Source organism: Streptomyces sp. ISL-98 (assembly GCF_018614055.1).
Classification (GTDB): Bacteria; Actinomycetota; Actinomycetes; order Streptomycetales; family Streptomycetaceae; genus Streptomyces; species Streptomyces spiramyceticus.
In genome coordinates, this window is sequence record NZ_JAGGPB010000024.1 from 15,620 (window position 1) to 40,827 (window position 25,208).

The 25,208-nt window shown below is 69.5% G+C and carries 19 protein-coding genes and 1 pseudogene; 10 read left to right on the plus strand and 10 right to left on the minus strand.

The window, feature by feature from the left end:
• Positions 1–152: 152 nt before the first annotated feature.
• Positions 153–416 carry a WhiB family transcriptional regulator gene (locus J7I98_RS17185; RefSeq protein ID WP_028810740.1) on the minus strand — a complete coding sequence of 88 codons (264 nt, stop codon included), beginning with the start codon at positions 414–416 and terminating at the stop codon, positions 153–155.
• Positions 417–1,003: 587 nt separating this feature from the next.
• On the opposite strand from J7I98_RS17185, the gene J7I98_RS17190 reads away from it, so the two are divergent.
• The 3 genes from J7I98_RS17190 to J7I98_RS17200 are packed head-to-tail and all read left to right on the plus strand — an operon-like array spanning position 1,004 to position 3,820.
• Complete coding sequence (locus tag J7I98_RS17190; protein ID WP_214921600.1) at positions 1,004–1,504, plus strand: cysteine dioxygenase family protein; 501 nt, start codon at positions 1,004–1,006, stop codon at positions 1,502–1,504.
• A 13-nt stretch (positions 1,505–1,517) separates the two neighbouring features.
• Complete coding sequence (gene cofD, locus J7I98_RS17195) at positions 1,518–2,474, plus strand: 2-phospho-L-lactate transferase (protein ID WP_214921601.1); 957 nt, start codon at positions 1,518–1,520, stop codon at positions 2,472–2,474.
• Positions 2,471–3,820 (plus strand): coenzyme F420-0:L-glutamate ligase, encoded by a 1,350-nt coding sequence (locus tag J7I98_RS17200; RefSeq protein ID WP_214921602.1) that lies wholly within the window; start codon positions 2,471–2,473, stop codon positions 3,818–3,820. The genes cofD and J7I98_RS17200 overlap by 4 nt, the downstream gene beginning before the upstream one ends.
• A 271-nt stretch (positions 3,821–4,091) precedes the next feature.
• Here the strand turns inward: J7I98_RS17200 and J7I98_RS17205 are convergent, their stop codons facing one another.
• The 3 genes from J7I98_RS17205 to J7I98_RS17215 all read right to left on the minus strand — a co-directional run bounded on the left by J7I98_RS17205 (position 4,092) and on the right by J7I98_RS17215 (position 7,739).
• A complete protein-coding gene (locus J7I98_RS17205; RefSeq protein WP_214921603.1) occupies positions 4,092–5,111 on the minus strand; it encodes a DNA-3-methyladenine glycosylase in 1,020 nt (339 codons plus the stop codon).
• Between the two features lie 120 nt (positions 5,112–5,231).
• On the minus strand, positions 5,232–6,314 hold the full coding sequence (locus J7I98_RS17210) for an NDP-sugar synthase (protein ID WP_214921604.1): 1,083 nt from the start codon (positions 6,312–6,314) through the stop codon (positions 5,232–5,234).
• A gap of 84 nt (positions 6,315–6,398) precedes the next feature.
• Positions 6,399–7,739, minus strand: coding sequence for a peptidoglycan recognition protein (locus J7I98_RS17215; protein ID WP_214921605.1), 1,341 nt, complete (start codon positions 7,737–7,739; stop codon positions 6,399–6,401).
• Between the two features lie 138 nt (positions 7,740–7,877).
• Here J7I98_RS17215 and J7I98_RS17220 point away from each other — a divergent pair, with 138 nt between their 5' ends.
• From J7I98_RS17220 to J7I98_RS17235, 4 genes are all read left to right on the plus strand, one after another.
• Positions 7,878–8,642 carry a TIGR03089 family protein gene (locus J7I98_RS17220; RefSeq protein ID WP_214921606.1) on the plus strand — a complete coding sequence of 255 codons (765 nt, stop codon included), beginning with the start codon at positions 7,878–7,880 and terminating at the stop codon, positions 8,640–8,642.
• A gap of 163 nt (positions 8,643–8,805) precedes the next feature.
• A complete protein-coding gene (locus J7I98_RS17225) occupies positions 8,806–10,128 on the plus strand; it encodes an LCP family protein (protein WP_214921607.1) in 1,323 nt (440 codons plus the stop codon).
• A 218-nt stretch (positions 10,129–10,346) separates the two neighbouring features.
• Positions 10,347–12,065: an LCP family protein gene (locus J7I98_RS17230; protein ID WP_214921608.1), complete on the plus strand. Its 1,719-nt coding sequence runs from the start codon at positions 10,347–10,349 to the stop codon at positions 12,063–12,065.
• A 59-nt stretch (positions 12,066–12,124) separates the two neighbouring features.
• On the plus strand, positions 12,125–13,813 hold the full coding sequence (locus tag J7I98_RS17235) for an LCP family protein (RefSeq protein WP_214921609.1): 1,689 nt from the start codon (positions 12,125–12,127) through the stop codon (positions 13,811–13,813).
• Between the two features lie 57 nt (positions 13,814–13,870).
• Here the strand turns inward: J7I98_RS17235 and J7I98_RS17240 are convergent, their stop codons facing one another.
• The gene (locus J7I98_RS17240) at positions 13,871–14,911 is read right to left on the minus strand and encodes a glycosyltransferase family 2 protein (protein ID WP_214921610.1); all 1,041 of its coding nucleotides are present in this window, start codon (positions 14,909–14,911) and stop codon (positions 13,871–13,873) included.
• Positions 14,912–15,099: 188 nt separating this feature from the next.
• On the opposite strand from J7I98_RS17240, the gene J7I98_RS17245 reads away from it, so the two are divergent.
• Positions 15,100–16,476 carry an LCP family protein gene (locus J7I98_RS17245; RefSeq protein WP_214921635.1) on the plus strand — a complete coding sequence of 459 codons (1,377 nt, stop codon included), beginning with the start codon at positions 15,100–15,102 and terminating at the stop codon, positions 16,474–16,476.
• A gap of 51 nt (positions 16,477–16,527) precedes the next feature.
• Here J7I98_RS17245 and J7I98_RS17250 read toward each other — a convergent pair.
• Positions 16,528–17,081: pseudogene (locus J7I98_RS17250) on the minus strand (acyl-CoA thioesterase).
• A gap of 107 nt (positions 17,082–17,188) precedes the next feature.
• On the opposite strand from J7I98_RS17250, the gene J7I98_RS17255 reads away from it, so the two are divergent.
• Entirely contained in the window at positions 17,189–18,448 is a 1,260-nt protein-coding gene (locus J7I98_RS17255; RefSeq protein ID WP_214921611.1) for an LCP family protein, read from the plus strand.
• Between the two features lie 87 nt (positions 18,449–18,535).
• On the opposite strand, the gene J7I98_RS17260 is transcribed toward J7I98_RS17255, so the two are convergent.
• Both J7I98_RS17260 and J7I98_RS17265 read right to left on the minus strand, forming a co-directional pair.
• On the minus strand, positions 18,536–19,717 hold the full coding sequence (locus J7I98_RS17260; protein WP_214921612.1) for a S8 family peptidase: 1,182 nt from the start codon (positions 19,715–19,717) through the stop codon (positions 18,536–18,538).
• A 271-nt stretch (positions 19,718–19,988) separates the two neighbouring features.
• Positions 19,989–21,146 (minus strand): acyl-CoA dehydrogenase family protein, encoded by a 1,158-nt coding sequence (locus J7I98_RS17265; protein WP_214921613.1) that lies wholly within the window; start codon positions 21,144–21,146, stop codon positions 19,989–19,991.
• Positions 21,147–21,320: 174 nt separating this feature from the next.
• On the opposite strand from J7I98_RS17265, the gene J7I98_RS17270 reads away from it, so the two are divergent.
• Positions 21,321–22,664: a UDP-glucose/GDP-mannose dehydrogenase family protein gene (locus tag J7I98_RS17270; RefSeq protein WP_214921614.1), complete on the plus strand. Its 1,344-nt coding sequence runs from the start codon at positions 21,321–21,323 to the stop codon at positions 22,662–22,664.
• 42 nt (positions 22,665–22,706) lie between these two features.
• On the opposite strand, the gene J7I98_RS17275 is transcribed toward J7I98_RS17270, so the two are convergent.
• Positions 22,707–23,852 (minus strand): dipeptidase, encoded by a 1,146-nt coding sequence (locus J7I98_RS17275; protein ID WP_214921615.1) that lies wholly within the window; start codon positions 23,850–23,852, stop codon positions 22,707–22,709.
• A 151-nt stretch (positions 23,853–24,003) separates the two neighbouring features.
• Positions 24,004–25,197 (minus strand): dipeptidase, encoded by a 1,194-nt coding sequence (locus tag J7I98_RS17280; protein WP_214921636.1) that lies wholly within the window; start codon positions 25,195–25,197, stop codon positions 24,004–24,006.
• Positions 25,198–25,208 lie beyond the last annotated feature (11 nt).

Genomic DNA, 25,208 nt, shown 5'->3' on the forward strand with positions numbered 1-25,208 from the left:
TGTCTGGCTGCGCGGACGCGTGCGCCCGGTGGGAGCGATGGTGCGTCTCGGACAGCGCCCCACACTAACGGCTGGGCAACACAACGGTCCGCCGCCTGCGGGCAAGGTGCAGGCGACGGACCGGTCGTTACGTCAGGCTTGTGCCGATTGAGTCAGACAGCGGCCTTCTTCAGTCGTCGTCGTTCACGCTCGGACAGGCCGCCCCAGATGCCGAACCGCTCGTCGTTGGAGAGGGCGTACTCAAGACATTCGGAACGGACCTCACAGGCAAGGCAGACCTTCTTGGCCTCGCGCGTGGAACCGCCCTTCTCGGGAAAGAAGGACTCGGGGTCGGTCTGGGCGCACAACGCGCGCTCCTGCCAGCCGATTTCCTCGTCCGCGTCCTCGACCAGCAGTTGCTGGAACAGCTCGGTCATGTGCGCCCCTCGTCTGTCTTAGCTTCCCCGTGATGTGGCCGCTGCCGGTTTTCGGCCGAACGACACGAGTGAAATTACAAGTGCGTGGATCCGGGCCAGTCAAGCCGGGATCTGCTATTGAGCCCCGTATTCACTCTGTGGAACCAAGGCTATGCGGAAAGTGTTCAAATCGCCAAAATCTGTGACACATGCCACCGGCCTGACCCGGGCCACGATTTTGATCACAGTCTTGTCACGACGCCCCAACGGCGTTTGGTTGCACGGTTGATGCGCCACTTCTCCGCGCCGCCAACTGCACAAACCTTTCCCCGCCCCCAGTAACCGGATGAGGTGAAACATTACCCCCAAATCGGTCACGAGGTTGACAGCGGGTGAGCAACCCGGTCTCCTAGAACGCATGCCAGCGACTGCAGTGCTCCCCCGGACCCACACACGTGGGTTCCGTTGCGCTGTTCAGGCACGCTGTTGCTGTTCCAGCTGTTGAAGCCGCCGCGCTCCAGCTGACTCTCCGTAGCTTTCGGCTACACCTGTCTTGCGACATCTCTCCTTGCGACACCCCAGCACTCATGCCGAGGAACCCCCGCATCATGAACAGCGACAGCGACCTCCAGATCGCCGGCGACATCCTCGCCGTCCAGCACCTTCTCCAGCCCGCCCGCGAGCACCCGGCCACTGTTGCCGAGTTCGTCGGGCTCGCCCGCTCCATCGCGGCCGACCGTGCGCAGTGGGAGCACCTCGTCTCGTACGACGCCACGAGCCGCTGGTACCACCGGCTGCAGACTGGCCCCGGTTACGAGGTCTGGCTGCTCAGCTGGGTCCCCGGACAGGGCAGCGGGCTGCACGACCACGGCCCTTCCTCCGGCGTACTGACGGTCCTCGACGGGGAGTTGACGGAGCGCACGGAGCGGGTGCAGCGCACGCTCGGGGCGGGCGCGCAGCGGGTCTTCGCGCCGGGGTACGCCCATGAGGTCGTCAACGACACGCTGGAGCCGGCGGTCAGCCTGCACGTCTACTTCCCCGGCCTGACAGAGATGCCCATGCACGCTGCCCAGTGCTCCCCGGCGGCCCAGGATGTCGTACCCGCCTGACACACTGCTGTGCATGCGCATTGTGGTTCTGGCAGGCGGTATCGGTGGCGCTCGCTTCCTCCGCGGCCTCAAGTCGGCCGCGCCTGACGCGGACATCACCGTCATCGGCAACACCGGTGACGACATTCATCTGTTCGGGCTCAAGGTCTGCCCCGACCTCGACACCGTGATGTACACGCTCGGCGGCGGCATCAACGAGGAGCAGGGCTGGGGGCGTGCGGACGAGACCTTCCAGGTGAAGGGCGAGCTCGCGGCGTACGGCGTGGGGCCCGAGTGGTTCGGGCTCGGCGATCGCGACTTCGCGACGCACATCGTCCGTACGCAGATGCTCGGCGCGGGCTACCCGCTGAGCGCCGTCACGGAGGCATTGTGCGAGCGGTGGCAGCCGGGCGTACGGCTGCTGCCGATGTCCGACGACCGTATCGAGACGCATGTCGCAGTCGACATGGACGGCGAGCGCAAGGCGATTCACTTCCAGGAGTACTGGGTGAAACTGCGTGCCTCCGTGGACGCGCAGGCGGTCGTGCCGGTCGGTGCGGAACAGGCCAAACCGGCGCCCGGGGTGCTCGAAGCGATCGCTTCGGCCGACGTCATTCTCTTCCCGCCGTCCAACCCCGTGGTGAGCATTGGGACCATCCTGTCGGTGCCGGGCATTCGTGAGGCGATCGCCGAGGCCGGTGTGCCCGTCGTGGGGCTCTCTCCGATCGTCGGGGACGCGCCCGTGCGCGGCATGGCCGACAAGGTGCTGGCCGCCGTGGGCGTGGAGTCCACCGCCGCGGCCGTCGCCCGGCACTACGGGTCCGGGCTGCTCGACGGGTGGCTCGTCGACACGGTGGACGCGGGCGCGGTGGCCGAGGTGGAGAGCGCCGGGATCCGGTGCCGGGCCGTACCGCTGATGATGACCGACGTCGAGGCCACGGCCCGGATGGCCCGCGAGGCGCTGGACCTGGCCGAGGAGGTCCGCGCGTGAATACCCCGCCGGCGTACCGGGTGTGGGCGCTGCCCGGGCTGCCGGAGGTGCGGGCCGGGGACGACCTGGCGAAGCTGATCGCCGGCGTCGAACCGGGGCTCGTCGACGGGGACATCCTGCTCGTCACCTCGAAGATCGTCAGCAAGGCGGAGGGCCGCGTCGTCCGGGCGGCCGACCGAGAGGCGGCGATAGACGCCGAGACGGTACGGGTCGTCGCGCGGCGCGGGACGCTTCGTATCGTCGAGAACCGGCAGGGTCTCGTTATGGCGGCGGCCGGCGTGGACGCGTCCAACACCCCTGGCGGGACCGTGCTGTTGCTGCCCGTCGATCCCGACGCGTCGGCGCGGGCGATCCGGCAAGGGCTGCGGGACACGCTGGGCGTGGATGTGGGTGTCGTCATTACGGACACCTTCGGGCGGCCCTGGCGCAACGGTCTGACGGACGTCGCGATCGGCGCGGCCGGTGTACGGGTGCTGGACGATCTGCGGGGCGGGACCGATTCGCACGGCAATCCTCTGAACGTGACGGTCGTCGCCACCGCCGACGAACTGGCCGCGGCCGGTGATCTGGTGAAGGGCAAGGCAGCCGGGCTGCCCGTCGCGGTGGTGCGGGGGCTTCCTCATGTGGTGGCCGACGACGTGGCTCGTGGCGTGGTCGACGATGTGGCTGATGGTGCGAGCGGTGGAGCTCGGGGCGCTGCCGCGTTGGTGCGGGGTGCGGCGGACGACATGTTCCGGCTCGGGACCTCGGAGGCTGTACGGGAAGCGGTCACCCTGCGGCGTACCGTGCGGGAATTCACGGACGAGCCGGTGGATCCAGCGGCGGTACGACGCGCGGTCGCGGCGGCGGTGACGGCGCCCGCGCCGCATCACACGACGCCCTGGCGCTTCGTACTCCTGGAGTCGGAGACGGCGCGGGTGCGGCTGCTCGATGCGATGCGGGACGCGTGGATCGCGGATCTGCGGGGCGACGGCAAGTCCGAGGAGTCCATCGCGAAGCGGGTGCGGCGCGGGGATGTGCTGCGCCGGGCGCCGTATCTGGTGGTGCCGTGCCTGGTGATGGACGGCTCACATGTGTACGGCGATGCCCGTCGCGACGCGGCGGAGCGGGAGATGTTCGTGGTCGCGGCGGGGGCCGGGGTGCAGAACTTCCTGGTCGCGCTGGCGGGTGAGCGGCTGGGGTCGGCGTGGGTTTCGTCGACGATGTTCTGCCGCGATGTGGTGCGGGATGTGCTGGAGCTGCCGGAGGGGTGGGACCCGATGGGTGCAGTTGCGGTGGGACGGGCGGCGGTTGTGCCGGCTGCGCGGGCGGGGCGGGATGCGGGGGCGTTCATCGAGGTGCGGTGACGCTGTGGCGGTGCGGTCACGCCGTGGCGGTGCGGTGACGCCGTGGCGGTGCGTGACGCCGTGGCGGTGCCGTCGGGTTTTGCGGTGTGGTGGCCCCTTTGCGCGGCGCGCGGCGCGGTGCCGGCCGGCCGGCCGTGAGTAGTTGCGGTGGCGCGGTGGCGGTGGGGTGGTTGCGGTGCGGTGCCGGGGTGGGGATTCCCCTGGCCGCCCCCTCCCGTAACTGGGGCTCCGCCCCAGACCCCGGTCCTCAAACGCCGGACGGCCCGCATCGCTACAGGCGGGCTATGTTGCCCGGGGTCATTCGGGGGGCTCTCCTGGGTGGGGTTGCGCCCGACAGGAGGATCAGGCGGGCCGCGCGGTGGCGTTGGCCTTCGTACGGGGTCAGGAGTTCCAGCATCGCCGCGTCGTCCGCCGTGCGGTCGCCTGCCAGGGCGTAGCCGACGATGCTGGGCAGGTGGTAGTCGCCCACCGAGACCGCGTCGGGGGCGCCGTTGCTGCGTTGCAAGGTCTCCGCAGCCGTCCAGGGACCGATACCCGGGATCAGTTGCAGTCGGGCGGACGCGTCCTCGGGGGACATCGCTGCCGCCTCCTCCAGGCGTCTGGCCACCCGTACCGCCCGCACGACCGTCGCCGAGCGCTTACTGTCCACGCCCGCCCGGTGCCATTCCCAGGACGGGATCAGCGACCAGGTGCGGGCATCAGGAACCACGTGCATCCCGCCGTCCACCGGGCCGGGGGCCGGTTCGCCGTACTTGCGGACCAGCAGTCGCCATGCCCGGTACGCCTCGTCCGTCGTGACCTTCTGCTCCAGGATCGACGGAATCAGGGATTCCATCACCAGGCCGGTCCTGCCGAGCCTCAACCCCGGACACCGACGCCACGCCTCCGCCACGATGCGGTGGCGCGGGGCGAATGCCGACGGATCGTCCAAGCTGCCCAGCAGCGCCGGTAGTTGGGCCAGGAGCCAGTCCGCTCCCTCGCCCCAGGCGGCCGCCTCCACCTCGCCGCCCCGCATGGCGACCCGCATCGTGCCGGGGCCCGCGGGTGTACGGCAGGACCGCCAGACGGAGCCGTCGGGCGTCCTGCGGAATGTGGGGTCGTACGGGCCCCGCCTCAGGGGGCCGAGGACCAGGCCGAGGTCCAGCGGGCCCTGCGGGGTCCACTTCCGGGTGAGGGCGGGGGATGCCGGGGACGGGGCCGGCTGGGATCCAGGGCGTGGCGGGGGTATCGCCGCTTCGCCGCCCCGCACCGTGGTGCGGGTGACGGGGCGAGGGGCGAAGCGTCCTGCCACGGGTCGGTCCTCAGGTCTTCTGGTCTTGAGGTCTTGAGGTCTTGAGGTCTTGAGGTCTTGAGGTCTTGAGGTCTTCACGTATCGGGAGGTGCTGTCCTTCGAGCGTACGGGCTGCTCGCCCTACTGGTCGGACGAGAAGCGGACCGACGCGTCCGGAAGGGTTGCGCCGCACCACACCCGTATGCCCTCGCGCAGCTCGTTGTCCGCGCCCACCGTCGCACCGTCGCCGATGACCGCGCCGGACAGGACCGTACGGGCGCCGATCACCGCGCCCGCCCCGATCAGCGAGTCGGTGATCACCGCGCCCGCGCCGACCACCGCGTCGGCCAGGACCGCGCTCCCGTCGATACGGGCGCCCTCGCCGACCACCGCCCCCGCGCCGACCACCGTGCCGCCGGTCAGCTTCGCGTCGCCGGCGACGGACGCGGTCGGCAGGACCAGCCGGTCGCCGCAGCGGCCCGGGACCGCCGGGGACGGGGCCCGGCCGAGGACCAGGTCGGCGGAGCCGCGGACGAAGGCCTGCGGGGTGCCGAGGTCCAGCCAGTACGTCGAGTCGACCATGCCCTGGAGGTGGGCGCCGGAGGCGAGCAGGTCGGGGAAGGTCTCGCGTTCGACCGAGACGGGGCGGCCTGCCGGAATGGTGTCTATGACGGAGCGGCGGAAGACGTACGCGCCCGCGTTGATCTGGTCGGTGACGATCTCCTCGGGGGTCTGGGGCTTTTCGAGGAACGCCGTGACCCGGCCCGTGGAATCGGTCGGGACCAGGCCGAAGGCCCTGGGGTCCTCGACCCGGGTGAGGTGGAGCGAGACGTCCGCGCCCGACGACCGGTGGGTGGAGACGAGGGCTTCGATGTCGAGGCCCGTAAGGATGTCGCCGTTGAAGATGAGCACCGGATCGTCGGGCGAGGAGTGCAGGCGGGAGGCGACGTTGCGGATGGCGCCGCCCGTGCCGAGCGGCTCTTCCTCGGTGACGTACTCAAGATGGAGACCGAGGTCCGCGCCGTCGCCGAAGTGCGGCTCGAAGACTTCGGCGAGGTACGACGTCGCGAGGACGATGTGTTCGACTCCGGCGGCCCGTGCGCGGGCCAACTGGTGGGTGAGGAAGGGCACGCCTGCCGCCGGGACCATCGGCTTCGGTGTGTGCACGGTGAGCGGGCGCAACCGGGTGCCCTTGCCGCCGACCAGGAGGATCGCTTCAGTCACCTTGTCGTCTCTGCTTCCTGCTGGGGCCGGCCGGGTACGGGCAGGCCAGTGTATGCAGACCGTTCGATATGCCCCGGTCGGCCGTCACCGGCCCTGCAGTTGGGCCGCGGCGTCCCGGACTCTGCCGAGCTTGTCGTAGAGCTGGCCTCCCGGGCAGTCGGTGTTGAATCCGTCCCGGTGTCCCGAGACGACGTTGAGCTTTACGCTGGTGCCTTTCTTGAACCGGCCGTTGCCACCGGACGTGAGGTAGGTCGCGGCGCGCGGGTCGGCTCCGAACAGGCCGAGCTTCCAGGCGGTGAGGGCGGCAACGCCGTTCACAGCTGCGGTGGACGGATTCGAGCGGCTGTACGTTCCGAGGACGGCGATGCCCATGCTGTTGTTGTTGAAACCGAGAGTGTGCGCCCCGAGGACCGGGTTGGCCACACCCCCTGCCCGTCCTTCGTAGATGGTCCCGCACTTGTCGATGGCGAAGTTGTAGCCGATGTCGCGCCAGCCGCTGCTCTTGACGTGGTAGCGGTAAATACTGCGCAGGACTGAGGGCGCCTGCGAGCATTTGTAGTTGTTGCCGGTCGCGCTGTGGTGCACGAAGGCCGCTTTCACCCGCTTCGTGTAGACGAAGTTGCGCTCGCGGAGACGCTCGTCCGCCCGCCAGCCCCTACGCGTGATGATGCGCGGGCGCGGGCCGATGTTCGGTTGCCCGCCCAGTACGACGGCTTCCTCCTCCGTCTCCGCCCGGCTCAGCGGCGCGAGCTCGGTGGCGCCGAGCGGTCCGAGTTGGGCGTTGACCGCCGAACTCGCGGCCTCCTCGGGCGTCAGGACAACCGGCGGGCCGTCCGCCTTGGAGCCGCCGGGCACCTCCTCGCCGGGCGGATCGTCACCGGGGTCGACCAGGTCGAGGCGCAGGCCGGTGGGGAGCGGCGCGGGCGCTTCGCCGGCGCGTACGCCGTTCTCGGCCTGTACGCGCACTTCTACGCCGTCGCTCTTGCCGACCCACAGGGGCGCGGTCGAGCCGCGCACCTTCGCCGAGTCGCGCTCCGCCGTACCCGGGTCGGCCGCGTGCTCGTGGTTGTGCGTCTCGACGTGGCGCCAGCCGGACCAGCGGGCCGTCCCGGCGGCGCGGGTGCGGACCTGGACCGTGCCGTGGAGTTCGGCGTCGGCGTCGTCCCAGACGACACCGAGCAGCGAGAAGGGTCTGACGGCGCGTTTACCCACGCCCTGTGGTGCGGTGCCCGGGGGCTCGGTGGCCGAGCGCGCGTCGGGCGGGAGTGGCGCGAGGGGCAACGACTGAGTGGAGCCGGGCACTGCCGGGCTCACCGGGACGGCCGGTGCCGTGGCCGCCGGAGCGGGGGCGGCCACGGCGCCGGTGGGCAGGACCAGGGCGGCGGCGGAGGCGACGCCGATCGCGGAAGCAAGGAGTACACGCATGAAACAGATCTTGGACATATTCATACAAATCTGTCCATTGGGGAGTTGACGAAACGTCGGCCGAACCGGTGTACCTGCGGCCCGTCCACGCCCCGGGACCACCGCCCGCGCCGGAAGCCGCGGCGTACCCTTGCGCGGGTGAACGCCACCGATCGCACCCCCGCCGACCTGCTGCGATCCGCTCTCGCCGCGGACCCCGCCCAGCCCCTGGTCACCTTCTACGACGACGCCACCGGCGAACGCGTGGAATTGTCCGTCGCCACCTTCGCCAATTGGGTGGCGAAGACCGCCAATCTGCTCCAGGGAGACCTCGCCGCCGCACCCGGCGACCGGCTCGCGCTACTGCTGCCCGCGCACTGGCAGACCGCCGCCTGGCTGCTCGCCTGCTCGTCCGTCGGAGTGGTCGCGGACGTCGGCGGCGACCCGGCCGACGCCGATCTGGTGGTCAGCGGACCGGACACACTGGAGAAGGCGCGCGCGTGCGGCGGGGAGCGCGTGGCGCTGGCCCTGCGCCCCCTGGGCGGCCGCTTCCCGCAGGCGCCCGCCGGGTTCGCGGACTACGCCGTCGAGGTGCCCGGGCAGGGTGACCGTTTCGCACCGTTCGCCCCGGTCGACCCGGACGCGCCCGCACTCACCGTCGGCGGTACGGAACTGACGGCCGCGCAGCTCGTCGAGCGGGCCCGGGCCGACGCCGCCGAGCTCGGTCTCGTACCGGGATCGCGCCTGCTTTCGGGGCTCTCGTACGACACCTGGCAGGGGCTTTCGGCGGGTCTGTACGCGCCGCTCGCCGTCGGCGGATCCGTGGTGCTCTGCCGGAATCTCGGGCAGCTCTCCGAAGAAGGCCTCGCCCAGCGGATCGAGAGCGAGCGGGTCACCAACACCGCGGTACGACAAGAGCTCTGAGGGCCACCCGTCCGGCCCACCGGCTGCCGAGCCCCCCGGCCACGGGCCCGGCCGCGGTACATGATCGGCGGTACGCATCGCACAACCAAGCGCGAGGCTCAGCCGTCTACCCCTGCGACCGGCGGCCCAGCTCTCCGCCGACTCCGTGAAGGATGGACGAGACGTGACCGACAGTGCTGGCACGCCCTCCGAACCGGACAGCCCGGCCGAGGACGAGGCGAAGGACGGGGCCACAGAGGTTGCGGGCGCGAGCGACGAGGAAGAAACCGCCACCGGAGACGAAAACGGTGACGGTGCGGCCTCGTCCGAAGCGGAGCTCGCCGCGAACCATCGGCGCGGCTGGCTCCGTTGGGCCGCTCTCGGCGCCTCCTTCGTCCTCCTCATCGCGGCCGGAGTCGGCTGGTGGATCTACAAGAAGCTCGACAGCAACATCACCACGGACACCAGCGCCGCCGCGGAGCTGGAGGCCTACGAGAAGGAACGCCCCACACCCGTTGTGCAGGGCGCCCAGAACATCCTGCTCATCGGATCCGACACCCGTTCGGGCGAGGGCAACCGCGAGTACGGCAAGAACAAAGGCGGCCCGCGCTCCGACACCACGATCCTGCTGCACCTCTCCGCGGACCGGGACAGCGCCACGGCCGTGTCGCTGCCCCGCGACCTGATGGTGGAGGTTCCCAGCTGCCGCAAGGGGGACGGCACCCGCTCCTGGGAGCAGTCCGCGCAGTTCAACTTCGCGTTCGAGCTCGGCGGTACGGCCTGCACCATCCGTACGGTCGAGCGGCTCACCGGCATCCGCATCGACCACCACATGGTCGTCGACTTCGCGGGCTTCAAGGAGATGGTCGACGCGGTGAAGGGTGTCGAGATCTGCCTCAAGGAGCCGATCGACGACAAGGCGGCCCGTCTCCAGCTGAAGGCCGGCCGCCAGAAGCTCAGCGGCGAGCAGGCCCTCGGCTACGTACGGGCCCGCAAATCCATCGGCAACGGCAGCGACACCGAACGCATGGACCGCCAGCAGCAGTTCCTGGGGGCTCTGGTGAGCAAGGTCCAGAGCAACGGCGTACTGCTCAACCCGACCCGCCTCTACCCGGTCCTGGACGCGGCGACGAGGTCCCTCACCACCGATCCCGGCCTCGACTCGCTCAAGGATCTTTACGACCTGGTCCGCGGCATGCGGGACATCCCTGCCGAAAAGGTGCAGTTCATGACTGTTCCCCGGCAGCCGTACGCGAACGACCCGAACCGCGACGAACTCGTCGAACCGGAAGCGGGCCGCCTCTTCAAGCAGTTGCGCGAGGATGCTCCGGTCTCGGTCGTACCGGCCGGATCCGGGAAAACGGACGAGAATACCGATGCGGACACGGAAAGCGGTGCGGACGCGGACGCGGAAAGCAACGAGAAGCCGGACGACACCGGCCCCGCGAGCCCGACCGCGACGCCGACTTTCACCGGATCCAATGCCGCGACTGACGAGTGCGAGTAAAGCCATCACCAAGGCAGGACGGGCAACGGACACGGATTGGGCGTATTGCCCAGTTGTAAGGGGAGTGGAATTTGTCACGGACGTCGCCCCACGCTGAACTGGGCAGATAGTGTGACGCGATCCGGTGCTTCCGGCCCTGAGGTCGCACTGCTGGATTGAACGACCGAGCGCCTGGGGGGAGGCGCCTCGCGTGGCACCGACGGAGGACTCAAGCAACCGTGGATGCGCAAAACCGTGGGCGGGCGGAGAAAATCGACCCCGCAGACCAGTGGGTGCTCAACCCGGCCACCGGCGATTACGAATTGCGACTGGACCAATCCGTAGGGCAGTCGCCCGCATCCCCTCCCCGGGGTGCCGCGCCGAGAAGAAATACCCGCGCCAGAACTGCCGCCCCGCAGCGCCAAGTTCCGGGGCAGCGCAGCCGACGGGCCGCGAACGGCTCCGCCGGCGGGCCCGGTGGGTCCCCCCCGCAGGCCGGCCGCCGCAAGCGCAAGCAGCCGAAGGCGCGCAAGAAGAAGGCGCTGCTGTGGACCGGCGGAGTCCTGGCGTTCGTCCTGGTCGGCGGCTCGGTCGGCGGGTATCTCGCCTACCAGCACTTCAACGGCAACCTGACGTCCATAGACATCGCCGGTGCGGGCAGCGGCGGCTTCAAGAAGGACGAGGCGGTCAACGTCCTCGTCATCGGCACGGACAAGCGCACCGGTGCGGGCAACGAGGGGTACGGGGACAAGAACAGCACCGGCCACGCCGACACCACGATCCTCTTCCACGTCTCCAAGGACCGTACGAACGCGACCGCGCTGTCCATCCCACGCGACCTGAAGACCGACATTCCGGACTGCCCGACCAAGATGAAGGACGGCACGGAGAAGACCATCCCCGGAACCGACTACGTCCGCTTCAACGAGAGCCTGGGCCAGTTCGACCGCGATCCCGGCTGCACCATGCGAACGGTCAAGCAGCTCACGGGCCTGACGGTCGACCACTTCATGATGGTCGACTTCAACGCGGTCAAGACGCTCACCACGGCGGTCGGCGGGGTCGAGGTCTGCGTCGCCGAGGCCGTCAACGACGAGAAGTCGAAACTCAAGCTGCCCAAGGGCGAGTCCACGATCGAGGGCGAGCAGGCCCTCGCCTTCGTGCGCACACGGCACGCCTTCGGCAACGAGAGCGACCTCGACCGGATCAAGACGCAGCAGCAGTTCCTGAGCTCGATGCTGCGCAAGATGAAGTCGAGCGACACGCTCTCCAGCCCCACCAAGATGTGGGACCTGGCCGATGCGGCGACCAAGGCGCTGACGGTCGACAACGGCATCGCGGACATCGAGAAGCTCCGCGACCTGGGCATGGAGCTCAGCAAGGTCGAGATGAAGAACATCACCTTCACCACCCTGCCGGTGGTCGACAACCCGGCGGAGAAGATCAAGGCGACGGTCGTGGTCGACAAGGCCAGGGCCGACCCGCTGTTCGCGATGATGCGGTCCGACACCTCGCTGACCGAGGTGAAGCAGAAGGAGAAGGCGGCCAAGAGCAAGCAGAAGGCGCTGCTCAAGGGCCCCAAGGCCGAGGCCGCCGACGTACGCGTCAGTGTCTACAACGGCGGTGGCCCCAGCGGGTCCGCGTCGGAAACGCTGATCTGGCTGCAGAACCAGATGGGCGTACTCAAGTCCAGCAACGAGGGCAACGCCCCGAAGGTCCCGAAGACGACCCTCAAGTACGCCCCGAACCAGGCCGATCAGGCCCGCAGGCTGGCGAACATGATGGGTCTGCCCGCCTCGGCGATGAAGCCGGGCAAGGAGGACGCCGCGGACCTCGAGGCCATGACGCTCGTCCTCGGCGGGGACTTCAAGGGGGCGGGGGTGCCCATCGTCGGTCCGGCAAAGGCGCCGGAAGGAATTCAGAAGGTCGAAGCCGACAAGTCGGTGTGTGCCAAGTGACGCCCGGTCACCGGGCCGTACTCAACAGCTGAATAACGCGGAACAACAGGGGGGGACCTGTGGGACAGAGCGGTGTGCGGGGGACGAGACCGCGACAACGTGCTGCGCGTGCGCGCGAACTCGGCTGGGACGACACCCTGTACGAGGGCGGCGAAGGCGGCGCGGACGGCGGCAGCAGCGGCGGCGACGACAGCGCTGAAGGCAGCGCAGGCCGTGGAGGCCGCCGTCGTGGCGGGTCGCGCCGCGCCAAGGGCGGCAAGCGCCGGATACTGCGCTGGATCGCGGCGGTCGTCTCGCTGCTCATAATCGGCACGGCCGGCGCCGGGTACCTCTACTACCGCCACCTCAACGGCCTGCTGACGAAGGACGAACTCACCCTCGGCGACAAGAAGATGGCCGATCACAAGGCCAACGCCGCAGGCCAGACGCCGCTGAACATCCTGCTCATCGGCTCGGACGCGCGTGACTCCGCCGAGAACAAGAAGCTCGGCGGCGCCAAGGACACCTTCGACAGTCCGCCGCTCGCCGACGTACAGATGCTGCTGCACGTGTCCGCCGACCGCAGCAACATCTCGGTGATCAGCATGCCGCGCGACACGCTGCTGAAGATGCCCAAGTGCACCGACCCGGACACCAAGAAGGTCTACCCCGCGACCACGAACCTGCGGATGACCAACGAGAGCCTCGGGCGCGGCGGCCCCGGCTGCACGGTCGCCACGTGGTACGAGCTGACCGGCATCACCATCGACCACTTCATGCAGATCGACTTCGGCGGTGTGGTCTCCATGGCGGACGCCATCGGCGGCGTCCCGGTCTGTGTCACCGACAACGTCCACTCCCGCAACAGGGAAGGCAAGGGATCGGGCCTGAAGCTGGAGAAGGGCACGACGCCCATCAAGGGCGAGCAGGCCCTGCAGTGGCTCCGCACCCGTTACGGCTTCGAGGACGGCACGGACCTCGCCCGTACGCACGCCCAGCACATGTACATGAACTCGATGGTCCGCGAGCTGAAGAAGAACACCAAGCTCAGCGACCCGATCAAGCTGCGCAAGCTCGCCGAGTCCGCCGCCCGGGCACTGGTCGTCGACAAAGAGCTCGACACCATCAAGAAGCTGTACGACCTGGCCGAGGAGCTCAAGAAGGTCCCCACCAGCCGCATCACCATGACCACCATGCCGTGGGTGCCCCAGGGCGGCCGGGTTCTCCCCAAGCCGGGCGAGGCCGAGCTGCTCTTCAAGATGGTCCGTGAGGACACTCCGCTGGACGGCAAGGCCTCGAAGAAGCAGAAGCCGAAGGCCTCCAAGGACCCGGCCGCCCCCGACGCGGAGATCGGCATCATGGTGCAGAACGGCACCTACACAGCCGCCCTCGGATCGGCGACGGGACGCGCGAGTGAAGTCGCGCGCGTACTCGCCGGAAAGGGCTTCGCGCTGGCCAGGGCGGACACCACGCGCAATCCGCTGGAGCGTACGACGGTCTTCTTCCCCAGCGCCGATCTGGAGGGTGACGCCCAGGCGGTCGCCAAGTCGCTCGGGCTGCCGCTGAGTTCCGCCAAGAGGTCCACCGACGTCTCGGGCGTCACGCTGGTGGTGGGCGCGGACTGGCGCACCGGCAGCACGTACCCCAAGTCGGCGGCAAAGGACGACAACAACGACAAGGCCAAGGCCCTGAAGTCCGCCCGCGCCCTGAACGGCGAGGACACCGAGGCCTGCATGGAGGTGCAGCCGGGCTTCACCTGGGAGAAGTAGTACGTACGTCGAAGCCCCGGGCACGCGGATCGCGCGCCCGGGGCTTCCTCGTACGTACTACGCCTGGGCCTGAGTCTGCGGCTCGGCCTCGGCGGTCCGCACCGCCGGGCGGCGGCTGGCGATGACCTTCTTCGCGAGCGAGCGCGGGCTGGTCAGGAAGCCGAAGCCCCACGACATGTGCATGGTCGCCAGGGCCACCGGGATCTGCGCCCGCGCCTTCAGCGACAGGCCCTTGCCCGCCGGGACCGAGCCCGCCACGATCGCGGCGAGGTATCCGGCCGGGACCAGGAGGCCCCACACCGTGACGGCCGCACCGATGACGAGGCCCGCCGCGATCGCGCAGACGGCGGTCGGCGGCGCGAGGTAGCGCAGGTTGATCGAGCCGGAGTGGTAGCGGGCCACGACGTGGCGCCAGCGGCCGTAGTCCTTGTACTGCTTGGCGAGGGCCTTCACGGAGGGCCGGGGCCGGTACTGGACCTTCAGCTCCGGCGAGAACCAGATCAGGCCGCCCGCCTCGCGGATCCGGAAGTTCAGCTCCCAGTCCTGGGCGCGGATGAACTCCTCGTTGTAGCCGCCCTGCTGCTCCAGCGCCTCGCGCCGGAAGACACCCAGATAGACGGTCTCCGCCGGGGCCGCGTCTCCGCCGGTGTGGAAGGAGGCATTCCCGACGCCGATCTTCGACGTCATGGCGGCCGCGACCGCGTCCTCCCAGGCGTTCTCGCCCTCGGCGTGCATGATGCCGCCGACGTTCTGCGCGCCGGTCTCCTCCAGGAGACGCACGGCGGTCGCGATGTAGTTCGGCGAGAGCATGCCGTGGCCGTCGACCCTCACCACGACGGGGTGCCGGGAGGCCTTGATGGCGGCATTCAGCGCTGCGGGCGTACGGCCCGTGGGGTTCGGGACGGTGTGGACTCGAGGGTCTTCGCGTACGAGCTCGGCGGCGATCTCTTCGGTACGGTCCGTGGACGGGCCGATCGCGATCACCACCTCCATCTCGCCGTCGTACTCCTGCTCCAGGATGTGACGGACCGAGTTGCGCAGATGCCGCTCCTCGTTGAGGACCGGCATGATCACGGAGACTGCGGGTGTGGCGTTCATCGGGGGTCACGTTACCGCGAATGGGGGACACGAAGGTGCGGCAACCGGGTCGCAGGCTGCGGCCATAGATCGTATGGGCTTACGGTGCTCATGATCTGCTTGCCGTCGCGGAGGTGCCCCACGTGCCCACGTCGCCCCGTCCACAGCAGGGCCGAAGCCGTCGGGAGGACGAGCGCCCGCGGTGGGCTATGCGGCTGGCCACGGCTCTCTCGGTACTGGTTCTCGTCGCCGGTGGCATTGGTCACGCGGTGATGACCAGCATGGAGTCCGGCATCGAGCGGGTGGACCCGTTCAAGGACATGAAGAACCGCCCGAAGCCCGGTCACGGCACGAACATCCTGCTCGCCGGCACCGACGGCCGCGACAAGATCTCGCGGGACGAGAAGCGGAAGTACCGGCTCGGCGGCGCTGCCTGCCGCTGCGCCGACACGCTCATGGTGGTGCACATCTCGGCGGACAAGCATCGCGCGAGCATCGTGAGCCTGCCGCGCGACAGCTACGCGGAGGTGCCCGAGCACACCGACCAGTCCACCGGCAAGCACCACAAGGCCCGCCCCATGAAGATCAACGCGGCGTACGCGGAAGGCGGCCCCCAGCTGACCGTACGGACCGTGGAGCACATGACCGGCGTCAAGATCGACCACTATCTGGAGGTCGACTTCACCAGCTTCATGAAGACGGTGGACGCGGTCGGCGGGGTGGAGATCTGCACGCTCAGCCCGCTCAAGGACGCGTACACCGGCCTGGACCTGCCGGTCGGCACGCACCGGCTGAACGGCGGCGCGGCGCTCCAGTACGTACGCTCCCGGCACATCGACGGGGCCGCCGACCTCGGCCGCATGCAGCGCCAGCAGCGCTTCATGGCCTCCTTGATCGCCAAGGCCACCAGCAGGGGCACCCTGCTGAACCCGGTGAAATTCCGGCAGGTGACGTCCGCGCTCCTCGAGTCGGTCCGCGCGGACAAGGGATTCGGTACGGAGGAGATGTTTGCCCTGGGGCGGGCGATGCGCGGCTTCACACCCGCGTCGTCGGAGTTCACCTCCGTACCCATCGGAAATATGAGCTACCCCGTCAAGGACTTCGGCACGACCGTGAAGTGGCACCCGGAGAAGTCGAAGAAGCTCTTCCAGGCCCTACGCGACGACAAGCCGCTCGCGTCGCAGAAGGTGAAGCAGAAGCCCAAGAAGCCGACGGCGCAGGCCGTCGACGTGTCGCCGCAGCAGATCCGCGTACAGGTCTACAACGGGACGCGGACCGTGGGCCTGGCCAGGTGGGTCGACATGGCGCTGCGCGAAACCGGCTTCAGGACCACCCGCTCCCCCGAGAACGCGTACAGCCGCGACGTGAAGCGCACGCTCGTCACCTACGACCCGCGCTGGGACCGCTCGGCGCGGTCGCTCCAGGCGGCGCTGCCCGGGTGTGAGCTGCGGGCGGTGAATGGGCAGGGCGGGCTGCTGAAGGTGACGGTGGGCTCGACGTTCAAGAGGGTGCAGGCAGTACGGGCGGTCAATCCGTATCAGGGCGAGTTCGGAGCGGTCAGGGGCGACCAGGTGGTGTGCCCCTAGGGCTCACGGGTGACCGGTCGTGTGCCCGTACGGCTGCCGTGAGGCTGCCTGTCACGCCACCGGTGAGTCGTCGAGGCCCTCGGCGGCGCGCTTGTCGCGCAGTTCCTTGATCGCGCGGCGGCGGGCGAGGCGGTGCGTGCGGCGGATCTGGGCCTCCTGGTAGCGGCGCTGGTCGCGCTCCGTCTCGGGGACGACCTGCGGCACGGGACGGGGCTTGCCGTCCGCGTCGACGGCGGCGAAGACGAGGTAGGCGCTGCCGACCTGGGTCGCGGGGGTCGACTCGTTCCAGCGCTCGGCCAGGACCCGTACGCCGACCTCCATCGAGGACCGGCCCGTCCAGTTGACCTGGGCCTTCACATGAACCAGGTCTCCCACCCTGACCGGCTCCAGGAAGACCATCTCGTCCATGGAGGCGGTGACGGCGGGCCCACCTGAGTGCCGTCCCGCGCCGGCCGCGCGTCCACCAGCTTCATGATCACACCGCCGTGCACAGTGCCGAGGAGGTTGGTGTCGCTGCCGGTCATGATGTGGCTGAGCGTGGTGCGCGAAGCGGAGGTGGGCTTACCCGGAATATCAGCTTCCGAGCGCGGGGCCTGGTCTGTCATGCCCTCCACCTTATGCCGGGGCGGTTTGCATCAGCTCTGCAACAGCCCTGGCCCGATTTCCCACCCGCCCTGTAAGCGCCGCCCCTATTACCTGCACACTGTTGCGCATGAGTGACTGGCCGAACGGATGGAACGACGACCGCGGCGACCGGCACGGACGCGGCAGCGGCAGCCCGCAGCCCGAGGGTGCTCGGGTGATGCGGCATGTGCAGCGCGGCCAGGTCCCGCAGCCGGCCGCCCCGCCGCGCGGCCCGGTCCCGCCCCAGCAGGCGCAGGGTTACGACGACTACGCCTACGGCCAGGGCGGCGGCGGCTACAACACCGGCCAGGTCTACGGCGGCGGTGGCCCCACGCCCCCCGGCGGACGCCCGCCGCGCACCGGCCCGGCGCCGGACTGGCGGCGGCGTATCAAGGTCGGCTCGCTGACCCTCGTCGTCGTCCTCCTCGCCGTCTCCATCGGCACGTACTTCTGGGCGGACTCCAAGCTCAAGCGTGAGGTCGACCTCGCGAAGGTCATCGAGCGGCCGGGCGAGGGCGACGGTACGAACTACCTGATCGTCGGCTCCGACAGCCGCGAGGGCATGACCGCCGACGACAAGAAGAAGCTGCACACCGGGTCGGCCGAGGGCAAGCGCACCGACTCGATGATGATCCTGCACGACGGCTCCAACGGCCCGACGCTGATCTCCCTGCCGCGCGACTCGGACGTGGAGATCCCGTCCTTCAAGGGCTCGGAGTCCGGCAAGCTCTTCCCGGCCCAGGGCCGGCGCGTGAAGCTGAACGCGGCGTACGCGGAGGACGGCCCCGAGCTGCTCGTGCGTACGGTCGAGCACAACACCAACCTGCGCATCGACCACTACGTCGAGATCGGCTTCGCGGGCTTCGCCAACATCGTGGACGCGATCGGCGGCGTGGAGATCGACATCCCGAAGGCGTTCAAGGACAAGAAGTCCGGCGCCGACTTCCAGGCGGGCAAGCAGACCCTCGACGGCGAGCAGTCTTTGGCCTTCGTACGGACGCGGTACGCCTTCGCGAACAGTGACCTGGACCGTACGAAGAACCAGCAGAAGTTCCTGGCGGCACTCGCGAGCCAGACGGCGACGCCGGGCACGATCCTCAACCCGTTCAAGCTCTACCCGACGATGGGTGCGGGCCTGGACACGCTGATCGTCGACAAGGACATGAGCCTGTGGGACCTGGGCCAGATGTTCTTCGCGATGAAGGGCGTCACGGGCGGCGAGGGCACCTCGATGAACATTCCGATCTCGGGCAGCAGCGGCGGGAACCTGGTCTGGGACAAGGCGAAGGTCGCGCAGCTCGTGAAGCAGCTGAAGAACGACGAGAAGGTCACGGTCAGCGGCGACTAGGCGGCTGGGGACCAGGCGACTGGTCGACCACGGAGGGGGCCCGGGCGGATTACCGTCCGGGCCCCCTCGTTTGTCCGGCCCCGTCGTTTACATGCCGCCGGTGGTGAGCAGCCGGTTGGGTGAGCGGCCGCTCACCACGAGGATCTCCTTCTTGCTCTCCTGGTCGAGCCAGCGCGCCACGTTCCCGGGCTTCGCGTCCGGGTGCTGCGCCTTGTAGAGGGCGGCGACGCCGGCGACGTGCGGGGCTGCCATGGAGGTGCCGTTCTGGGCGATGCTGCCGCCGCCGAGCTTCGCGGAGACGATCGCGGTGCCCGGTGCGTACATGGTCAGGCAGGGGCCGTAGTTGCTGTACTCGGCCTGCTTGTCCTCTTTGTCGGTCGCCCCGACGGTGAGCGCGCCGGACGCGTTGGCGGGCGAGATGCGGCAGGCGTCCACGGCGTTGTTGCCCGCCGCGACGACCGGCAGGACGTCCTTGCGGAAGACCGCGTTGACAGCGTTGTTCACGGCCGGGGAGTCGGGGCCGCCGAGCGAGGCGTTCATTACGGCGGGCTGCTTGGCGTTGCCCGCGACCCAGTCGAAGCCGGCGATGAGCGAGGACATGGTGCCCTGGCCCCTGCAGTCGAGGACCCGCACGGCGACCAGCGACGCCTCGCGTGCCACGCCGAACGTCGCCCCGCCCACGGTGCCCGCGACGTGGGTGCCGTGACCATTGCAGTCCTTGCCCTCGGCTTCGTCGCCCATCGCGTCGTAGCCGAAGGTGGCCCGGCCGCCGAACTCGGTGTGCGTGTACTCGATGCCGGTGTCGACGACGTAGACCGAGACACCCTTGCCGGTTTCCTTGACGTTGAACTCGTTGTCCAGCGGCAGCGCGGCCTGGTCGATCCGGTCCAGTCCCCAGCTGCTGGCGGGCACCCGCGGGGCTGCCGGGCGGCGCGGCGCATCGCCGACGGTGAGCCTCGCGTCCTCCTCGACCGCCGTCACACCGGAAAGGCGGCGGACCTTGTCCAGCTGGGCGGGGGTGAGCTCGGCGGCGAAACCGTTCATGGCGTTCGTGTACTGGAAGAGCGGCTTCACGCCGGCCCGGTTGGTCAGGGCCGAGGCGTTGGTGCCCTGCTGCAGCGTGACGATGTACCGGCCGGGCACCGCCTTGGCCGAGCGCTGCAGCGGGGCGGGGCTGGGAGGCGGCGGCTCGGACGCGGACGCCGAAGCGGCGGCGGTCGGAGCCATCACCAGGAGAGCAGCGGTCATGAAACGCGCGGTCATGCGCATACGGCAACTCCGTTCGGGCATTGCTCATGGCGCGATACGGCACGCCGGAGGACGTGGAATGCCCGCAGCCAATCACCCGGCAACGATCAATACCATCACCCTCTGGAGTGATTTGATAACTTTTGGTAGTCGATTACGGATAAGTCCGCCATCGAGGTGAATTGATCAACCCGCCCGGGTCAGGGGGAAAGTCCGGGGGGGGAAGCGGAAGAGGCACCCCGAAGGGTGCCTCTCACCTGCTCTTACAGCCCGCATTCGGGCTGCTTCGGAACTACGGAAGGTTCCTCGCCATCACGATGCGCTGAACCTGGTTCGTGCCTTCGTAAATCTGGGTGATCTTGGCGTCGCGCATCATGCGCTCGACCGGGTAGTCACGCGTATAGCCGTATCCGCCGAGCAGCTGGACCGCGTCGGTGGTGATCTCCATGGCGGCGTCGGAGGCGTAGCACTTGGCCGCGGCGCCGAAGAACGTGAGGTCGGCGTCGACACGCTCGGACTTCGCGGCGGCCGCGTACGTCAGCTGACGGGCGGCCTCCAGCTTCATCGCCATGTCGGCGAGCATGAACTGCACGCCCTGGAAGTCGCCGATCGGCTTGCCGAACTGCTTGCGCTCCTGGACGTAGCCCTTGGCGTAGTCGAGCGCGCCCTGCGCGATGCCGAGCGCCTGCGCCGCGATCGTGATGCGGGTGTGGTCCAGCGTCTTCATCGCCGTGGCGAAGCCGGTGCCCTCCTCGCCGATCATGCGGTCGGCGGGGATACGGACGTTGTCGAGGTAGACCTCGCGGGTCGGGGAGCCCTTGATGCCGAGCTTCTTCTCCGGGGCGCCGAAGGAGACGCCCTCGTCGGACTTCTCGACGACGAAGGCGCTGATGCCCTTGGAGCGCTTGGTCGGGTCGGTGACGGCCATCACCGTGTAGTACTCGCTGACGCCCGCGTTGGTGATCCAGCGCTTCACGCCGTTGAGGACCCAGAAGTCCCCGTCGCGGACGGCCTTGGTCTTCATGCCGGCGGCGTCGGAGCCCGCGTCCGGCTCGGAGAGGGCGTACGAGAACATGCCTTCGCCCTTGGCGAGCGGGGCCATGTACTTCTTCTTCAGCTCTTCGCTGCCGGAGAGGATCACGGGGAGCGAGCCGAGCTTGTTCACGGCCGGGATCAAGGAGGAGGAGGCGCACACGCGCGCGACCTCTTCGATCACGATGACCGTGGAGAGGGCGTCGGCGCCGGCACCGCCGTAGGCCTCGGGGACGTGGATGGCGGCGAGGTCGGAGGCGACCAGGGCGTCGAGCGCCTCCTGCGGGAAGCGGGCGTCCTCGTCGACCTCTGCGGCGTACGGCGCGATCTTCGCCTCGGCGAGCGAGCGCACCGCGTCACGGAGCATGTCGTGCTCTTCGGACAGGCGGTACAGGTCGAAATCAGGCGAACCTGCCAAGGTCTCTCACTCCCCAAGGTGCTAACTACCGTTAAGTAACCCAATTTTAGGGGGCTCGCCGTCCTTTGGGATACGTGAGCTTGCCGACAAGGCCCGGAGCGGGGGAAACGCCGACTCCGGCGGCCCGACTATGCTCGTGCGGCGAATGCCTGCCCGTACCCGTCTGGAGCACCCATGGCCCTCAAGATCACTGTGATCGGCACCGGCTACCTCGGCGCCACGCACGCCGCGGCCATGGCTGAACTGGGCTTCGAAGTCCTCGGCCTCGACATCGTGCCCGAGAAGATCGAGATGCTGTCGGCCGGCACGGTCCCGATGTACGAGCCGGGGCTGGAAGAGCTGCTGCGCAAGCACGTCGCGGGGATCGAGGGGTCGAGCGGGCGGCTGCGCTTCACCACGTCGTGGGAAGAGGTCGGCGAGTTCGGCGATGTGCACTTCGTGTGCGTGAATACGCCGCAGAAGCGCGGCGAGTACGCGTGCGACATGAGTTACGTCGACTCCGCCTTCGAATCGCTCGCGCCCCGGCTGACCCGGCCCGCGCTCGTCGTCGGCAAGTCGACCGTCCCGGTCGGCAGCGCAGCCCGCCTCGCGGCCCGGCTCGCGGAGCTGGCGCCTGCGGGGACGGACGCGGAGCTGGCCTGGAACCCGGAATTCCTGCGGGAGGGCTTCGCCGTACAGGACACGCTGCGCCCCGACCGGATCGTGGTGGGCGTCGAGAGCGACCGCGCGGAGAAGCTGCTGCGCGAGGTGTACGCGGGACCGGTGCAGGAGGGGTCGCCGTTCGTGGTGACGGACTTCCCCACGGCGGAGCTCGTGAAGACCTCCGCGAACTCCTTCCTGGCGACGAAGATCTCCTTCATCAACGCCATGGCCGAGGTCTGCGAGGCGGCCGACGGCGACGTGGTGAAGCTGGCCGAGGCGATCGGGTACGACGAGCGGATCGGCAAGAAGTTCCTGCGCGCGGGGATCGGCTTCGGCGGGGGCTGCCTGCCGAAGGACATCCGGGCGTTCATGGCGCGGGCGGGTGAACTGGGCGCGGACCAGGCGCTGACGTTCCTGCGCGAGGTCGACTCCATCAACATGCGACGCCGCGGCCACATGGTCGAGCTGGCGCGCGAGGCGCTGGGGGGCAACGGCTTCCTGGGCAAGCGGGTGGCGGTGCTGGGTGCGACGTTCAAGCCGGACTCGGACGACGTACGGGATTCCCCGGCCCTGAATGTCGCCGGGCAGATCCACCTCCAGGGCGGCCAGGTCACGGTCTACGACCCCAAGGGCATCGAGAACGCCCGCCGGATCTTCCCCACGCTCGCCTACGCCGACTCGGCGCTGGAGGCGGTGCGCGGCGCGGATGTGGTCCTGCACTTGACGGAGTGGCGCGAGTTCCGCGACCTGGACCCGGCGGAGCTGGGCGCGGTGGCGTCGGAACGGCTGATCCTGGACGGGCGGAACGCGCTGGACCCGGCGGTATGGCGCGAGGCGGGCTGGACGTACCGGGCGATGGGGCGGCCGCAGGCGTAGGGAGCCGGCGGGACGTGCGCGGAAGAGGCAGCGCGCCGGGGCTCAGGAAGCGTTCGGGCGGTGGCGGGCCGCGCGGGCGGTGAACTCCGCGTCCCGTACCGCGCGTGCCACATTGCCCCACGTCAGCAGCGCGATGTCCGTCTCGTCCCAGCCACGGTCCAGCAGCTCCGCCACGACCCGTGGATAGCTGGAGGCGTCCGTGAGCTCGTCGGCGTGCGGCAGGCCCGCCCCGTACATCCCGCTGAGCCCCACGCACTCCGGGCCCGCCACCTCCCGCACATGGTCGAGGTGGTCCGCCACCTTGCGCACGGACGGAGCGGCGCCAATCTGTTCGGGGGCGAAACTGACCAGGCACACACCCCTGTCGGGGCCGAGCACACGCAGTACGTCGTCGGGGACGTTCGCCGGATGGTCGGCGAGGGCGCGGGCGGCCGAGCGTGAGAAGAGGACGGGGGCGCGGCTGATCGACAGCACGCTGTGCACGGCGTCGGAGGGGGCGCCGGCCAGGTCGATGAGTACGCCGAGGCGGTTCATCTCCCGTACGACCTCCTGGCCGAACCCTGTCAGCCCGTCCCCCGCACCGCCCGCCCAGTCCGGGCCCGCGAACCCCAGACTGCGTACGCCCAGGGCGTGGTACGCCCGGAGTGTGCCCAGGGAGTCGCCGAGCGCGTGGCCCGAGACGGGGCCGAGGAGGGATGCGATGCGGCCGCAATTGCGGGCGTCGGTCATGTCGCCCGCGCCGAGCGCGAGGCGCAGGCCTTCGGGGTAGCCCGCCACGAACGACCTGACCAGGTCGATCTGTTCGAGGGTGGCGCTGACCGCACGGTCGCCGGTGTACTCGACAGGCACATGCAGCGACCAGAACTGCGCGCCGACACCGCCGGTCCGCAGGCGCGGGATGTCGGTGTCCAGGGTGCTCTCGCCGAGTTCGAGGTCGTGCCAGGGGCGCTGCCTGAGCGTCCAGGCGAGGCCGTTGTACCCGTCGGCGACGGGGTGCTCGGCAAGGAGCGCGCGGGCACGGCCGAGGGCATCGACGGCAGACTCCGCAGCTCGCTCGGGCTCCCGCTCCTGATCCTGCTCGGACTGCGTGGGCTCGGGCATGTCCGTCCGCTGCACAGGGTCGAGTTCGCCGACCGAGGCGGTGTCGGAGGGAGGGGACGTGTGCGGATCGTCCTGCAGATCTGCCATGAAGCGAGCTCCGGATTCGGGGACGGCAGTACGTCCACCGTGTCACGGGAGCGACGGGGGTTCGCGGCGGGTGGGGCGTTCGGGGGACGCCCGGGCCCCGGCGCGGGCCCCCCGCCTCCGGTAGGGACGGGGGGCGGCGCAGCGCCGGAGGTCAGGTGTCCAGTTGGGTGATGGTGGCGTTGGACGGCGGGGTCCGGGGCTGGAGGTCCTTGGCCACCGACTCCGCGTCGCGCAGTGTGCGTACCGCGTTGTGCCAGGTCAGTTTGGATATGTCGGACTCCGACCAGGACCGGCGCAGCAGTTCCGCGATCAGGTTCGGGTAGCCCGCCACGTCTTCCAGGCCGGCCGGGGTGAACGCCGTCCCGTCGTAGTCGCCGCCGATGCCGATGTGGTCGATGCCCGCGACCTCGCGCATGTGGTCCAGGTGGTCCGCGACCGTCGCCGGCGTCGCCATCGGGCGCGGGTTCGCGTCCTCGAAGGCGCGCTGGACCTTCATGCCCGCCTCGGTGGTGTCGAGGTGGTGCAGGCCGTGCGCGCGCATGTTCTCGTCCGCGCGCCGCGTCCACTCCACCGCCTCCGGCAGCACGAACTTCGGCACGAAGGTCGCCATCGCGATGCCGCCGTTCGCGGGCAGGAGCGCCAGCACGTCGTCCGGGATGTTGCGGGGGTGGTCGCAGACCGCCCTGGCGGAGGAGTGGGAGAAGATCACCGGGGCGACCGACGTGGCCAGTGCCGCCCGCATCGTCGTGGCCGCCACGTGCGAGAGGTCGACCAGCATGCCGATGCGGTTCATCTCGCGGACCACCTCGTGGCCGAAGGGCGAGAGGCCTCCGACTCGCGGCTCGTCCGTTGCCGAGTCGGCCCACGCGATGTTGTCGTTGTGCGTCAGCGTCATGTACCGGACGCCCAGCGCGTACAGCGCACGCAAGGTGCCCAGGGAGTTGTTGATGGAGTGGCCGCCCTCGGCTCCCATGAGGGAGGCGATACGGCCCTGCGCCCTCGCCGACTCCATGTCGTCCGCCGTGAGCGCGCGCGCCAGCTCGTCCGGGTAGCGGGCCAGCAGTTGCCCGACGCAGTCGATCTGCTCCAGCGTCGCGCTGACCGCTTCGTCCCCGGTCAGGTCGGAGCGTACGTACACGGACCAGAACTGCGCCCCCACCCCGCCCGCCCGCAGACGCGGGATGTCGGTGTGCAGGTGCGCCGACTGGTCGGTGGCGATGTCGCGCCGGCCGATGTCGTAGCGGACCTGCTCGCGCAGCGCCCACGGGAGGTCGTTGTGGCCGTCCACGACGGGGTCCGCGGCGAGCAGTTCCAACGCCCTGGCGAGGTGAGCGGCGTCTTCCATGGCCGTGTTCA

What these genes read in the sequence shown, in the direction of transcription:
- J7I98_RS17280 (WP_214921636.1), bottom strand. Translation starts at nt 25,197, where the DNA reads ATGGAAGACGCCGCTCACCTCGCCAGGGCGTTGGAACTGCTCGCCGCG.
- J7I98_RS17255 (WP_214921611.1), top strand. Translation starts at nt 17,189, where the DNA reads ATGAGTGACTGGCCGAACGGATGGAACGACGACCGCGGCGACCGGCAC.
- J7I98_RS17215 (WP_214921605.1), bottom strand. Translation starts at nt 7,739, where the DNA reads ATGCGTGTACTCCTTGCTTCCGCGATCGGCGTCGCCTCCGCCGCCGCC.
- cofD (WP_214921601.1), top strand. Translation starts at nt 1,518, where the DNA reads ATGCGCATTGTGGTTCTGGCAGGCGGTATCGGTGGCGCTCGCTTCCTC.
- J7I98_RS17185 (WP_028810740.1), bottom strand. Translation starts at nt 416, where the DNA reads ATGACCGAGCTGTTCCAGCAACTGCTGGTCGAGGACGCGGACGAGGAA.
- J7I98_RS17275 (WP_214921615.1), bottom strand. Translation starts at nt 23,852, where the DNA reads ATGGCAGATCTGCAGGACGATCCGCACACGTCCCCTCCCTCCGACACC.
- J7I98_RS17260 (WP_214921612.1), bottom strand. Translation starts at nt 19,717, where the DNA reads ATGCGCATGACCGCGCGTTTCATGACCGCTGCTCTCCTGGTGATGGCT.
- J7I98_RS17245 (WP_214921635.1), top strand. Translation starts at nt 15,100, where the DNA reads ATGCGGCTGGCCACGGCTCTCTCGGTACTGGTTCTCGTCGCCGGTGGC.
- J7I98_RS17240 (WP_214921610.1), bottom strand. Translation starts at nt 14,911, where the DNA reads ATGAACGCCACACCCGCAGTCTCCGTGATCATGCCGGTCCTCAACGAG.
- J7I98_RS17270 (WP_214921614.1), top strand. Translation starts at nt 21,321, where the DNA reads ATGGCCCTCAAGATCACTGTGATCGGCACCGGCTACCTCGGCGCCACG.
- J7I98_RS17190 (WP_214921600.1), top strand. Translation starts at nt 1,004, where the DNA reads ATGAACAGCGACAGCGACCTCCAGATCGCCGGCGACATCCTCGCCGTC.